The organism is Halorubrum tebenquichense DSM 14210 (assembly GCF_000337415.1).
Lineage (GTDB): Archaea > Halobacteriota > Halobacteria > Halobacteriales > Haloferacaceae > Halorubrum > Halorubrum tebenquichense.
Window position 1 is genome coordinate 113,522 of record NZ_AOJD01000051.1, and the last position, 13,131, is coordinate 126,652.

Sequence of the window (13,131 nt, forward strand, 5' to 3'; positions counted from 1 at the left end):
CCAATGAGCTCAGACATTCGATTCACCGACTTCAAGTCCGACAAGCAGCCGACGTGGTGCCCGGGGTGCGGCGACTTCGGCACGATGAACGGGATGATGAAGGGTCTCGCGGAGACGGGGAACGACCCCGACAACACCTTCGTCGTCGCCGGCATCGGCTGTTCCGGGAAGATCGGCACGTACATGCACAGCTACGCGCTCCACGGCGTCCACGGGCGCGCGCTCCCCGTCGGGACCGGCGTCAAGATGGCCCGGCCCGACATCGAAGTGATGGTCGCCGGCGGCGACGGCGACGGCTACTCCATCGGCGCGGGCCACTTCGTCCACGCCGTTCGGCGCAACGTCGACATGACGTACGTCGTGATGGACAACCGCATCTACGGGCTGACGAAGGGGCAGGCGTCGCCCACCTCGCGCGAGGACTTCGAGACGTCGACGACCCCCGACGGCCCCAAACAGCCGCCGGTCAACCCGCACGCGCTGGCGCTCGCCTCGGGCGCGACGTTCATCGCGCAGTCGTTCTCCTCCGACGCGCTCCGACACCAGGAGATCATTCAGGAGGCCATCGAACACGACGGGTTCGGCTTCGTGAACGTCTACTCGCCGTGCGTCACGTTCAACGATGTCGACACGTACGACTACTTCCGCGACTCGCTGGTCGACCTGAAGGAGTCGGACCACGACCCGACCAACCGCGAGGACGCGAAAGATGTCATCCTCGACAACGAGAAGGAACACCAGGGCGTCATCTACCAAGACGAGTCGTCGGTGCCGTACCACGAGCAGCACGGCGTCGACGAGGACATGTCCGTCCTCCCGGACGGCGCTCCCGAGAGCGCGACCGACCTCGTCCGCGAGTTCTACTGATCGGCCGATCTGGGGCGGGGAATTCCGTCCTCTCGTGACGGCCAAAACCGGCCGAACGCCGGTGTCCGAACGGATTTTTCGCCGGGTTTCAGCAAGCCTAATTAGGTGGGTCCGTATCGTTCGTATATGGTTGACCGCTACGACGTCGCGATCGCCGGCGCGGGCCCGGCGGGCGCGCAGTGCGCCCGCGACCTGGCGACGCGCGGCTACGACGTCGTCGTCTTAGAGACGGAGTCGGAAGACGAGTTCCCGCGACAGAGCAACAAGTCGACCGCCGGCACGTTCCCGTCGATGATGTCCTCGTTCGGGATCCCCGACGACGTCGTGATGTCGTACACCGACGACGTCGTGTTGGAGTCGCCCAACGAGTACTACGCGAGCTACCAGCCGGGGGCGGTGCTGGAGTTCGCGGAGTTCAAGCGCTTCCTCGTGGAGGACGGCCGCGAGAACGGCGCGGAGTACCGCTTCGACGCGCGCGTCTCGCGCCCGATTCTCGACGACGACGGCGTCATCGAGGGCGTCCGCTACAACGGCGACGAGGAACTGTACGCCGACGTCGTGATCGACGCCACCGGACCGGCCGCGCCGATCGCGAGCGCGCTCGACGTCGTCGACCTCGAACGCGAGAACCAAGCGATCGGGATCGAGTACGAGATGGAGGGCGTCGAGATGAACCACCCCGAGTACGCCGACCTCCGGCGCGCGATGATGCTCCGGCTGGACCACGACATCGCGCCCGGCGGCTACTCGTGGATCTTCGCGACCGGCGAGGACACCGCGAAGGTCGGCATCTGTTACATCCAGAACGACCGCCACCGCGAGTTCGCCGAGGCGGGCAAGACGGTCGACGGCTACCTCGACGACTGGGTGAGCCGCGATCCCCGCTTCGCCGACGCCGAACAGATCGGCGAGAAGGTCCACCGCGGCTCCGCACACATTCAGATGCCGGACCAGATGCACACGGACCGCTTCCTCGCGATCGGCGACACGGTTCCGACGATCGACCCGCTGTGGGGCGAGGGGATCCACAAGGGGATGAAGTCGGCCCGCGCCGCGGCCGCGACCGTCGACCGGTGTCTCACCGACTCGGAGCGCCGCCTCGACGCCGAGAGCCTCGCGGTCTACGAGCGGCTCTGGCACCGCGACGTGGCACCGCGGATGAAAGCGCGACTGATGCTCACGCGGCTGCTGTATCTCGCTCCCAACGAGCGGTACGACCGGTTCATGCGCGATCTCCGGCGGACCGACGAGAACACGCTCGAAAAGGCGAATCAGGGCGACAAGGCGGCGATGGCGAAGCTGCTCCACCTCTCCGACGTCCCGCTGTTGACGAAGTTCGCGCGCGAACGACTCGACGTCTGAGACCGCGGAGGCGTCGCGGAGAGACTAGAACGGAAACGAGCCCGAGCGTCCGTCGCGGCTATCGCTCGTCGATCGGGACGAACTCGGCGTCCTCGGGGCCGGTGTACCGGGCGCGCGGGCGGATGAGGCGGTTGTCCTCCTGATACTCGGCGACGTGGGCGATCCACCCGCCGGCGCGGCTCATCGCGAAGATGGGCGTGTACATGTCGACGGGGATCCCGAGCGTGTCGTAGACGGAGCCGGAGTAGAAGTCGACGTTCGGGGCGATCCCCTTCTCGACGAGGCCCTGATCGGTGAGGTACTCCTCGATCGCGGTGGTGTAGTCGAGCCACTTGGTGTCGCCCGACGACTCGGCGAGGTCGCGGAGCTTCTCTTCGAGGATCACCGCGCGGGGGTCTTTCACCTTGTAGACGCGGTGGCCGAATCCGGGGATGCGCCCGCCGCCGTCGCGGGTGTCTTTCACCCACTGGACGGGGTCCTTCGAAGAGGCGTCGATCTCGTGGAGCACCTCCATCACGTCCTGATTGGCCCCGCCGTGGAGGGGCCCGGAGAGCGCGCCGATGCCGCCGGTGACGCCGGAGTAGACGTCCGCCATCGTCGAGCCGATCACCATCGCGGTGAACGTGGAGGCGTTGAGCCCGTGGTCGGCGTGGAGAGTGAGCGCCATGTCGAACGTCTCCTCGCTCACGGCGTCCGGCTCGGTCCCGGTGAGCATGTAGAGGAAGTTTCCGGCGTGCGAGAGGTCCGGGTCGGGCGCGACCGGCTCCTCGCCCTGACGGACGCGCTCGAACGCGGCGAGGATCGTCGGGATCTTCGCGGTGATCCGGCGGCCCTGTCGGAGGGTGGCCTCGCCGTCGTCACCGCTCTCGTCGTCGTCCGGGTCGTAGGCGGACAGCATCGACGTCGCGGTCCGGAGCGCGGCCATCGGGCGCTCCCCGGCGTCGGCGAGGGCGCGGACCGTCTCGATGACGTCGTCGTCCACCTCGCGCTCCGCCGCGAGGTCGGCGGCGAACGCGTCGAGTTCCGCGGCGGTGGGGAGAGAACCGTGCCACAGCAGATACAGCACCTCCTCGTAGCTCGCGCCGCGAGCGAGGTCCTCGATGTCATATCCGCGGTACACGAGCTTCCCGACCTCGCCGTCGACGTAGCTCAGATCCGACTCCGCGACGAGGACGCCCTCGAGCCCGCGTTTTAACTCATCGGCCATACCACGTCGTTCCGACCACCGGCAAAAAAGCGTTATCTTTCAGGAGGGATACGTTTCGTCGATCGTGGTACGCCGCAGCGTCGAACGACGACGTGACAGGCTTCGGAAACGTCCGAGGTGGACGACGGTCTCTCGGTTCCGCCCGCTCAGCGCGCCGGAACGACCGTCACCGTTCGGTTCCGGTCGATCGCGTCCTCCAGCTCCTCGGCGATGGCGGAGCCGCGGGAGACCTGGACCTCGCCGCCGCGGCCGACGGTAGCGGTGAAGAGGTACTCGCCGTCGGCGCGCACCTCGACCGTCTCGCCGACGCCGTCGTCGACGTCGATGACGACGTGTCGCGAGGTAATCTCCGGGGCGACCACCGTCCCCCGCTCGGCTCCGACCTGTCCGTCGGCGCTGCCGTTCTCGGCGGCACCGCTCGCCGGACCCCGCCCCGACCCGCCGGGCTTCTCGTCGTGCGTGCGGACGTCGATGTCGATCCCGAGGCGGTTCTCGATGTCGGCGATGCGGCCGCCGCCCTTCCCGATCACCGTGCCGATGTCGCCCTCGGTGACGTAGACGACCGCCTCGTCGTCGCCGTTCAGCTCAACGTCGACGTGGCCGTGCGCGACCGAGCGGATCTCGCGTTCGATCTCCTTTTTCGCGATGCGGCCGACGCCGGAGTCACCCTCCGCCTCACCGCCGTCCTCGTCGAGCGGGACGGTGACGACCTGCCGGTTGAACGTGTAGATCTCGTACTCCGGCCGGCCCGTCTCGAAGTTCGACACCTGGATGACCGGACGCGCGAGGTCCTCGGCGGTGAGGCCCGCCGGGACCTTCACCTCGGTCGTCACGTCGTACACGGTGTGGACCTCGCCGGCCTCGATGTAGACGACGGTGTCGACGATCTGGGGTATCATCCCGAGTTCGACGCGGCCGACGAGCCGCTGGAGCGCGTCGATGGCGCGCGAGGCGTGGACGACGCCGACCATGCCGACGCCGGCCATCCGCATGTCCGAGAACACCTCGAAGTCGTTCGTCTTCCGCACCTCGTCGTAGATCGTGTAGTCCGGCCGGACCAAGAGGAGCGAGTCGGCGGTGTTCTCCATCTCGCCGCCGAGCGCGCCGTACTGGGTGATCTCCGGGCCGACCTGGAGGTCCCGCGGCTTCTCCATCGTCTTCACCGCGTAGTCGCTGTCGTTCAGGAACTCGGCGACCGCCTGCGCGAACGTCGACTTCCCGGCCCCGGGCGACCCCGAGATGAGCACGCCGCGCTTCCGCTCCGTGAACCGGTCGCGCAGTTCGTCCGCGAACTCGTAGTCGTCGAGCGTCGTCTTCGCGATCGGTCTGACGGCCGTGATCTCGATGCCGTCGGCGAACGGCGGTCGCGCGACCGCGATCCGGTAGTCCCGGAACTGGACGATGTCCATGCCGTCGTCGGAGAGCTCGATGAAGCCCTCGTTGGACTGCCGGGCGAGGTCGACGATCGAGTTGGCCCACTCGCGCATCTCTTCCTCGCTACTCGGCTCGTCGTCGATCTCGACGTAGCGCATCTCGCCGAGGCTCCCGCGTTTCGCCTTCGGAACGGTGCCCGTCTTGAGGTGGACGGACATCGTCTCGTCGGTGAAGAAGTCTTGAATCGGCAGGTCGTCGACGACGCCGCGGGCGACGGGTTCGACGTACTCCACGTCGAGCCCCTTCGCGCGGGCGACCTCGGCCTGGACCACGTCGCTGGACAGCAGCGTCGCGTCGTGGTCGGCGGCCAGGTCGCGGATCAGCGCGTCCACGTCGCCCTCGTGTGCGTTCGAGCGGGCGTCGCCGCTGGCGCGCTCGCCGACGTATCGCAGTTCGATCGTCCCGTCGTCGGCGTGGTCGGCGAGCCGCTTGAGTTCGCTCAGCCCGTCCCAGCCGGATTCGAGCCCGTCGTTCGCCTGCGACTCCAGTTCGCCGACGACCGCCTCCGGGACGAACACGGTGACCGACTCGTAGGTCCCGTCCGCGACGCGTTCGGACACGCGGCCGTCGACGACCGCGCTCGTGTCCGGTACTACGTTCATACCGAGGATCGGTCCGGGAGGCGTATAAGGGTGTTCGACCGGGGGCCCCGGCGACCGGCCCGCGACCGACCCCGTCTCGGTGACGCGAACCGGGTCCGCGGCGGCCGGTTCGGCCTCGTCGCTCGCGAGGCGCTCAGTCGTCCGCGGCGGCCGGTTCGGCCTCGTCGCTCGCGAGGCGCTCGGCGTAGGCGGTGAAGTTCTCGAACAGCGCCTTCGCCTCGCAGGCGGCGTCGTACGCCTCCGGCGTGATCGACTCCAAGACGGCGTCGACGCGGGCGTCGCCGATCTGATCGCGCTTCCCGTCGGTCACGTCGCGGGCGGTCTCCGCGTCGTACTCGGGGTGGAACTGGACGCCCCAGCAGTGGCCGTCGCGGAACGCGTGGACGCCGCGGTCGTTCTCGGCGAGCAGCGTCGCGGACGGCGGGAGTTCGACCACCTCGTCGCCGTGGGTGGTGAACGCGGTGAACGACTCGTCTATCCCCTCGAACAGCGGGTCGTCCCGGGTCTGACGGATTTCGTTGTAGCCGATCTCGAACCCGTCCATCCCGGCGACGCGGCCGCCGAGCGCCTCCGCGAGCACCTGATGGCCGTAACAGACGCCCAGCACCGGGCAGCCGGCCTCGGCAGCCTCGGCGACGTAGTCGACAAGCGCCGGGATCCACGCCTCGTCCCAGTAGACCGACGAGCGCGACCCGGTCACGACGACGCCGTCGAACTCGGTGTGGTCGGGGAGGTCTCCCGCGACGGCGTCGAACTCGACGAGGTCGGCGTCGATCTCTCTGCGGAAGTTCCGACGCGTGTTCGCGCCGTCGTGAGCGGCGTTCAACAGGGCGAACCGGAGGCGAGTCATTGCCGGAAGAGAGAGCCGAGAGCGACAAAACGGTTGCGACGCCGGACGCGCCGGCCGACGACGCGGACGCGCCCGACCGCACGCTGAGACGGCCGACACCGACCGCGACGCCGACCGGAGCGCTACTCGAATGCGGCGCTCGCGTGTTCCGCGAGCCACCCGACGAGGAGGTCGTTGACCGCGGCTGACGCCTCAACGCCGACGAGGTGTCGAGCGCCCCCGATCGAGTGGAACTCGCCGCGGGGGAGCCCCTCCGCGAGGGTCTCGCCGGCCGTGACCGGACAGACGGTGTCGTCGGTCCCGTGGACGACCAAGGCCGGCGTCGCGACCTCGAAGAGTTCGTCGGCCAGGTCGAACTCGTCGAGCGCGGCGCGGTGGGCCTCGTACGCCTCGCGGTCGGCGTCCTCGGCGAGCCGCCACTCCGCGATCCGCGAGAGCGCGTCCGGGTGCGCCTCGCGGAAGTCGACGGAGAAAAGCCCGTTCAGCGACCCCTCGACCGCGGCGGGGTCGCCCGGGTCGGCCCAGACGCCGTCGGCGTTGTACGCGTCGCCCGCCGGCGGCGTCCCGAGGAGCGCGAGGCTCGCCGGCCGCGAGGAGGTCAGGGCGGCCGTCAGCGCGACGGTGCCGCCGAGCCCGTAGCCGACGAGGTGGGCGTTCCGGACCCCCTCGGCCGCACAGACCGCCTCAACGTCGGCCGCGAGCGTCTCGATCGAGTAGGGGCCGGGCGGCGCGTCCGACCGCCCGACGCCGCGGGTCTCCGGCGTGATCACCGTGTGCGGTCCCGCCAGCGCGGCGTGTTGCCAGCCGAACTGCCACGCGCCGAGCCCCGCGTCGCCGCAGAAGACGACCGCCTCGTCGGGGTCCCCGGCGTCGGGGGCATCGACCTCGTACCGGATCTCCGCGCCGGCGTTTGTCGCGTAGGGCATGGAACTCGCGGGGAGTCCGTCAGGCCTCCTGGAGGCTGCGGAGGACGTCCGGTGCCGCCTCCAAGGCGTCGTCGAGCGCGTCGGCGTCCGGGCCGCCGCCCTGCGCGAAGTCCGGCGGTCCGCCGCCGCCGCCGCCGACCCGCCCGGCGAGCTCCGAGACCACCTGTCCGGCGTTCACGTCGACCCCGTCGGGGACGCCGACGACGAAGCTCGCGGAGCCGCCGGCACCACTGCCGATCACCGCGACCTTCCCGTCGTCGACGTGGGCGTTCGCGGTGGCGCGGAGCTCGTCGGCGTCGCCGTCGAGCCGCTGGATCACCGCGGTCGTCCCGCCGACGTCGACCTCCTCCGCGTCGGCACCGCCGGAGGCGCGCGCGGTCGCGAGCTCCTCTTTGAGCGACTCGATCTCCTTGCCCCGCGCCTTCCACTCCTCGAAGAAGCGCTCGGCGGTCTCGGGCACGTCGAGCGGGTCGACGTCCAGCACGTCGGCCGCGTCGTACAGCGCGTCCTCGGTGCGCTGGGTCGCCTCGACGGCGGCCGCGCCCGCCGCGAACACGATGCGCTCGACGCCGTCCTGAACCGGCTCGGTCTTCAGCACCTTCACCGCGCCGATCTCGCCGGTGCGGTCGACGTGGGTGCCCGCGCAGGCCTGAACGTCAGCGTCGCCGACGTGGATCAGGCGGACGTTCGTTCCCGGCGGGACGCCGCCCTGATACAGGTCGAAGCCGTGTTCGGCCTCCGCCTCGTTGCGGTCGGGCCACTCCTGCCGGACGGGCACGTCGTCGCGGACCAGTTCGTTCGCGACGCGCTCGATCGCCCTCACGTCCTCGCGGGTGATGCGCTCGAAGTGGCGCACGTCGAGGCGCGCGGAGTCGGTGCCCTTCTGGGCACCGGCCTGCCGGACGTGGCCGCCGAGCACCTCGCGGGCGGCGTGGCCGATGAGGTGCGTCGCGGTGTGGTGCGCGCGGAGCCGGTCGCGGCGGTCGCCGTCGACCTGCCCGCGGACGAACTCCCCCTTCCCGGGGTCGGCGTCCGTGCGGTGGAGGACGACCCCGTCGGTCTCCTGTACGTCGGTGACGTCGACGGTGGTCTCGCCGACCGTGAGCTGTCCCCGGTCTGCGGGCTGTCCGCCGCCCTCGGGGTAGAACATCGTCTGGTCCAACACGACGTCGTACCCCTCTTCGCCCTCCAGCACGTCGAGGACGACCGCCTCGAACTCGGTGCGGCCCTGGTCGTCGTAGAACAGCTTCTCGGTCTCGGGGAGGTCGGCGAGCCGCTCGTCGCGCTCGTCGCGCTCGTCGGCGGCGTCGGCCTCCTCGTGTCTGTCGGCGACGAGCGCGTAGAAGTCGTCGGGCACGTCGACGGTCGCGCCCCGCTCGTCGGCGATGTCGGCGACCATGTCGGGCTGGATCCCGTGGGAGTCGTACAGCTCTAACAGCTCCCCGGTCGGGATCGGCTCGCCGGTACCGGCGTACTCGTCGGCGAGCTGTTCGACCTTCCGCGCGCCGCGCTCCAGCGTCTCCTCGTACTTCCGCTCCTCGCTGCGCACGATCTCGCGGACCGTGTCGCGGTTCTCGTAGCCGAGCCGATCGGCCTGCATGTCGACCAGCTCGTCGAGCGGGGCGTCGACGCCGACCTCGTCGACGAGCCGCTTCATCCGGCGTAACACCATTCGGGCGAGGTAGCCCGTCCCGACGTTCGACGGGACGATCTCGTCGCCGAACATGTACGCGAGCGTCCGCGAGTGGTCCGCGATCGCGTAGATCGATTCGAGCGGCTCGACCAGTTCGCGCAGCCGCTCGACGTCGACGTCGAGCCGGTCGGCGATTTCCCCGCGCGCGGCCTCCACGTCGTCGACGTCGTCGATGTCGAGCCGCCCGGAGAGCTTCGCGGCGCGGTGGATCAGCTCCCGCTCCGCTTCCGTGTGTTCGATCCCCGCGTTGTCCTTCAGGAATTCGATGGCGTCGGGGTAGATCGCCTCGTACACCGTCGCGGTCCCCTGGCTCATCCACGTCCACCGTTCTAACCCGTAGCCGGTGTCGACGATGTACGTGTCCATGAACGAGTACGTGTGCCCGTCCTTCATCTCGTAGTCGCCGTCGGGGTCCCGCTCCATACACATGAAGACGAGCGTCGCCAGCTCGGCCCCCTTGTAGATAACCTCGATGGCGGGCCCGGCGTTGCCGCCGCCGACCCACGGGTCCTCGATGTAGGTGATCTCCTCGAGGTCGGCACCGAGGCTCTCGAACAGCTCGTCGCAGTACCGGACCGTCTCGTCTTTCCAGTACACCTCGCCGTGGTAGGCGTACTCGTCTTCCTCCACCTCCTCGCGCGTGTTGAACGCGTGGTGGGCCATCATCTCGAACGCCATCGTATGCCGCCCGGTCTTCCCGACGTTATCGATGTCCTGCATCCGGATACAGGGCTGGGAGACGGTCAACGGGTTCGCCGGCGGCGGCGTCTGCCCGGAGGTGACCAGCGGCTGGAAGTCGTAGATGGACGCCTGCGTCAGGAGGACGTCGTCGCGCCAGCGGTTCGCGGCGACCGGGTACGGGTCGATCCGCTCGTGACCGTGCTCCTCGAAGAAGGAGAGGAACGCCTCGCGCATCTCCGACAGCGAGTGGGCCTCGGGGAAGCCCGGGTCGTCGATGAAGCTGTAGTCCGCACACGGCGGCTCGCCACACAGTTCGCGGTCGGCGTCGCGGGTCCAGAAGTGCGCGCCACAGGAGGAACACTCCTTGCGCTCGAACCCCTCCTCCTCGAAGTAGTCGAGACGGTACTCCGCTTCGAGATCGCTCATTACACGAACGTGGCCCGTGTTGCTCCAAAAGGGTTCCGGGGTCGCTCGTCGGCGGTCGTGCGGGGAGACTCGACGCCGGTCCCAGCGAGAAACCGACGGCGGGATCCGGGCACAACGTGTGGTCTCGACGACCGGTAAGAAGACTTATACTCTCGTGGAAGGCTACCATACATCATCGTGACTTCCGCGGTTGGCGAGCACGCGCTGGTCCTCGTGCTCGGGAACGACCCCGAACGTACCGGCGACGTGGAGAGTGGGTTCGGCGCAGCGTGGAGCGCCTCCGACGGCGACCGGGAAGTGGCCGTCGAGACGGGCGCGGCGACCTCCGACGACTTCGACGCGGAGCGGACCGACGACGCCGACGTGATCGTCGTCGTCGACGAGGCGGCGCTGGACCGCGTCCGGTCGGCCGACCGCGTCGGGCCCGTGGTGGCGTACGTCGGCGACCCGGCCGGCGAGACCGCCACCGATCCGGTCGTGGACGCGGTCGGCGGGACGCCCGAGGCGCTCGCGGAGACCGTGTCGTGGCTGATCGCGCGCGACCGCCGGGCGGTCACCCGGTCGGAGCCGACGCGGACGCCCTCGCGGGTCGAGCGGCTCAACGCCGGCATGACGGAACTCGCCGCCGTCAGGTCCGTCGACGAGGCGTACCGAGCCGCCATCGCGGTCGCCGAGCAGGTGTTCCCCGAGTACCAGAGCGTGGTCGCCGTCCGCGACGGCGAGTGGGTCGAACCGATGGTCGCGTCCAGCGGGACGCCGGTCGAGGACTGTAACCGGGTCCGCGTCGGAACCGGGGTGGCCGGACGGGCCGTTCGGACCGGGGACACGTCGATCGCGCCGAACCCGAACCCGGACAGCCAGTTCGACGCGCTGCTCACCGTCCCGGTCGGCGACGACGCGGTATTCCAGCTCGCGGCGCACGGGGCGACCGGGACCGACGAGTTCGACGACGCGGACCGCAGGCTGGCCGAGCTGCTCGGCTCGCACCTCGAGGAGACGCTCGATCGGATCGCCGTCACCGAGACGCTCCGCGCCGAGCGCGACAGGCTCCTCGCGCTGTTCACGAACGTCCCGGACCCCGCGGTCGCCTACGACTACGTCGACGGCGAGCCGGTCGTTCGGCAGGTGAACGACGCGTTCGAGGCGACGTTCGGCTACGACGCGGAGACGGTGACCGGCGAGTCCATCGACGAGTTCATCGTCCCGCCGGACGCCGGGACCGAAGCCGACGACCTCAACGACCGCCTCCGGCGCGGCGAGAACGTCCGGCGCGAGGTGACGCGGGTGACCGCGGACGGCCCGCGCCACTTCATCCTCCACGTCATCCCGATCCACCTCGACGCGGCGAACGCGGCCGGCTACGCCATCTACACCGACGTCACCGAGCGGCAGGAACGCGAGGAGACGCTCAGACGGCAGAACGAGCGGCTCGACGAGTTCGCCTCGATCGTCTCTCACGACCTCCGGAACCCGCTGTCGGTCGCCGAGGGGTACGTCGACCTCGCGCGGGAGACCGGCGATCTGGACCACCTCGACAGGGCCGCCGACGCCGTCTCGCGGATGGACGAACTCGTCGCCGATCTCCTGTCGCTGGCCAGACAGGGCCGAGCGGTGGGCAAGACGGAGTCGGTCTCGCTGTCCGACGTCGCGCGCGAGGCGTGGGAGAGCGTCGACACCGGCGGCGCGACCCTGACCGTCGAGTCGGACGCGACCTTAGAGGCGAGTCGGACGCGCCTGTGTGAACTGTTCGAGAACGTCTTCCGAAACAGCGTGGAACACGGTTCCACGAGCAGTCGGGCGGAGCCCGACGACAGCGTCGAACACGGCCGCGACTCCGCGGACGATCCGCTCTCCGTCCGAGTGGGGGCGACGCTCCGCGACGACGACACGGTCGACGGGTTCCACGTCGAGGACGACGGGACCGGCCTCCCGGAGGAGGACATCGACCGGGTGTTCGAGAGCGGGTTCACGACCGAGGAGTCCGGCACCGGGCTCGGGCTCGCAATCAGCAAGCAGGTCGCCGAGGCGCACGGCTGGACGGTCGAGGCCCGCGCCGCCGAGGGCGGCGGGGCCCGGTTCGAGTTCCGGGCGTCCTGACCGGTTCCGGTCCGCGTCGGTCCGAAACGACCTTACGCCGCGCGTGAGGCTATCCGATATGGTCGAGAACGTCGTCTACCCCGCCTACTTCGACGCCGAGCTGTCGCGCTCGGAGGGGCGTCGCGTCCCGACGGATCTGGCGGTCGAAGCGCCGACCGTCGACGAGATCGCGAAGGCCGTCCAGCAGGTCGGTTACGACGCCGTCGTCGAGCGCGACGCCACCTACCCGCGCGAGTTCGAGCCCCGCGGGTCCGTGGCGGTGAAGGGGACCGAGGACACCGCGAAAAACGACCTCGTCCAGGCGATCGCCGCGTACCTCGGCGTCCTGCGGGAGTAATCGTGCGGCGCGTCGGCACCGTCGTCCGCACCGCCGGGGGGTTGGCGATCGCCCGCGGCGACCCCGGGACCGAGCCGCCGCGGATCGGCGCGAGCGTCGTCGACGAGTCGCTCTCGACGGTCGGGCGCGTCGTCGACGTGTTCGGACCGGTGGGTCACCCCTACGTGGCCGTCACGCCCGGCGACGGCGTCGGACTCCCGGACCTCGTCGGCGGGAAGCTGTACGCGCGGTAGCTACGGGGCCGGCGAGTCGCCCTCCCCGCCCTTCGCCGAGTCGCCCCCTCCCGCCTCCGCCGACCCGTCCGGTCCGGACTCCGCGGACGCCTCGTCGTCCGTCTCCCCGTCCGATTCGGCCGTCGCGTCGCGTTCCGTCACGCTCACGTCCGCGAGCGTCGCGTCCGTCCGCGCGAGCCGCTCCGCCACGAGCAGCCTCTCCCGGCGCTCCAGCCGCTCCCAGTCGAACTCGGCCGGCGGGGACGCCTCCAGCGCCTCGAACCGGTCGATCACGCCCTGATTGACGAACCGCTCGAACGAGTCGCAGTTCGGGCAGGTGCGCGACAGGTGCGACGTGTCGAACGACCGCGTGACGACGTGATCGAGACAGCTCAGACACCGGTAGGTCGTGCTCCGAGACACGGGGGGACTCGGTG

The 13,131-nt window shown here is 69.9% G+C and carries 10 protein-coding genes and 1 pseudogene; 5 read left to right on the forward strand and 6 right to left on the reverse strand.

What is annotated here, in order from left to right; translation table 11 throughout:
- The first annotated feature begins 3 nt into the window (after nucleotides 1-3).
- Both C472_RS09735 and C472_RS09740 read left to right on the forward strand, forming a co-directional pair.
- On the forward strand, nucleotides 4-867 hold the full coding sequence (locus tag C472_RS09735) for a 2-oxoacid:ferredoxin oxidoreductase subunit beta (protein WP_006629657.1): 864 nt from the start codon (nucleotides 4-6) through the stop codon (nucleotides 865-867).
- Between the two features lie 126 nt (nucleotides 868-993).
- Entirely contained in the window at nucleotides 994-2,229 is a 1,236-nt protein-coding gene (locus tag C472_RS09740) for a digeranylgeranylglycerophospholipid reductase (protein WP_006629658.1), read from the forward strand.
- 58 nt (nucleotides 2,230-2,287) lie between these two features.
- Here C472_RS09740 and citZ read toward each other — a convergent pair whose 3' ends face one another.
- The 5 genes from citZ to alaS all read right to left on the reverse strand — a co-directional run bounded on the left by citZ (nucleotide 2,288) and on the right by alaS (nucleotide 10,048).
- The gene (gene citZ / locus C472_RS09745) at nucleotides 2,288-3,436 is read right to left on the reverse strand and encodes a citrate synthase (protein WP_006629659.1); all 1,149 of its coding nucleotides are present in this window, start codon (nucleotides 3,434-3,436) and stop codon (nucleotides 2,288-2,290) included.
- A 146-nt stretch (nucleotides 3,437-3,582) separates the two neighbouring features.
- Nucleotides 3,583-5,472 (reverse strand): PINc/VapC family ATPase, encoded by a 1,890-nt coding sequence (locus tag C472_RS09750; protein WP_006629660.1) that lies wholly within the window; start codon nucleotides 5,470-5,472, stop codon nucleotides 3,583-3,585.
- Nucleotides 5,473-5,605: 133 nt separating this feature from the next.
- On the reverse strand, nucleotides 5,606-6,322 hold the full coding sequence (locus C472_RS09755; RefSeq protein ID WP_006629661.1) for a type 1 glutamine amidotransferase: 717 nt from the start codon (nucleotides 6,320-6,322) through the stop codon (nucleotides 5,606-5,608).
- A 122-nt stretch (nucleotides 6,323-6,444) separates the two neighbouring features.
- Nucleotides 6,445-7,248, reverse strand: a complete 804-nt coding sequence (locus tag C472_RS09760) for an alpha/beta fold hydrolase (protein WP_006629662.1) — start codon at nucleotides 7,246-7,248, stop codon at nucleotides 6,445-6,447.
- Nucleotides 7,249-7,267: 19 nt separating this feature from the next.
- The gene (gene alaS / locus C472_RS09765; RefSeq protein ID WP_006629663.1) at nucleotides 7,268-10,048 is read right to left on the reverse strand and encodes an alanine--tRNA ligase; all 2,781 of its coding nucleotides are present in this window, start codon (nucleotides 10,046-10,048) and stop codon (nucleotides 7,268-7,270) included.
- Between the two features lie 177 nt (nucleotides 10,049-10,225).
- Between alaS and C472_RS09770 the strand changes: the two genes are divergently transcribed.
- Genes C472_RS09770 through C472_RS09780 form a run of 3 tightly spaced genes read left to right on the forward strand, consistent with a single transcriptional unit; the run spans nucleotide 10,226 to nucleotide 12,715 of the window.
- The gene (locus tag C472_RS09770) at nucleotides 10,226-12,145 is read left to right on the forward strand and encodes an ATP-binding protein (RefSeq protein ID WP_006629664.1); all 1,920 of its coding nucleotides are present in this window, start codon (nucleotides 10,226-10,228) and stop codon (nucleotides 12,143-12,145) included.
- Between the two features lie 58 nt (nucleotides 12,146-12,203).
- Complete coding sequence (srp19, locus tag C472_RS09775; protein WP_006629665.1) at nucleotides 12,204-12,482, forward strand: signal recognition particle subunit SRP19; 279 nt, start codon at nucleotides 12,204-12,206, stop codon at nucleotides 12,480-12,482.
- A 2-nt stretch (nucleotides 12,483-12,484) separates the two neighbouring features.
- Nucleotides 12,485-12,715: an H/ACA ribonucleoprotein complex subunit GAR1 gene (locus C472_RS09780; RefSeq protein ID WP_006629666.1), complete on the forward strand. Its 231-nt coding sequence runs from the start codon at nucleotides 12,485-12,487 to the stop codon at nucleotides 12,713-12,715.
- A gap of 117 nt (nucleotides 12,716-12,832) precedes the next feature.
- Here C472_RS09780 and C472_RS09785 read toward each other — a convergent pair.
- Nucleotides 12,833-13,117: pseudogene (locus tag C472_RS09785) on the reverse strand (hypothetical protein); the annotation flags it as partial.
- Nucleotides 13,118-13,131: the final 14 nt, after the last annotated feature.

Excerpts from the sequence above, each read along its gene's own strand:
- srp19 (WP_006629665.1), top strand. The coding sequence starts at position 12,204 with ATGGTCGAGAACGTCGTCTACCCCGCCTACTTCGACGCCGAGCTGTCG.
- C472_RS09755 (WP_006629661.1), bottom strand. The coding sequence starts at position 6,322 with ATGACTCGCCTCCGGTTCGCCCTGTTGAACGCCGCTCACGACGGCGCG.
- C472_RS09760 (WP_006629662.1), bottom strand. The coding sequence starts at position 7,248 with ATGCCCTACGCGACAAACGCCGGCGCGGAGATCCGGTACGAGGTCGAT.
- citZ (WP_006629659.1), bottom strand. The coding sequence starts at position 3,436 with ATGGCCGATGAGTTAAAACGCGGGCTCGAGGGCGTCCTCGTCGCGGAG.
- alaS (WP_006629663.1), bottom strand. The coding sequence starts at position 10,048 with ATGAGCGATCTCGAAGCGGAGTACCGTCTCGACTACTTCGAGGAGGAG.
- C472_RS09740 (WP_006629658.1), top strand. The coding sequence starts at position 994 with ATGGTTGACCGCTACGACGTCGCGATCGCCGGCGCGGGCCCGGCGGGC.
- C472_RS09735 (WP_006629657.1), top strand. The coding sequence starts at position 4 with ATGAGCTCAGACATTCGATTCACCGACTTCAAGTCCGACAAGCAGCCG.
- C472_RS09750 (WP_006629660.1), bottom strand. The coding sequence starts at position 5,472 with ATGAACGTAGTACCGGACACGAGCGCGGTCGTCGACGGCCGCGTGTCC.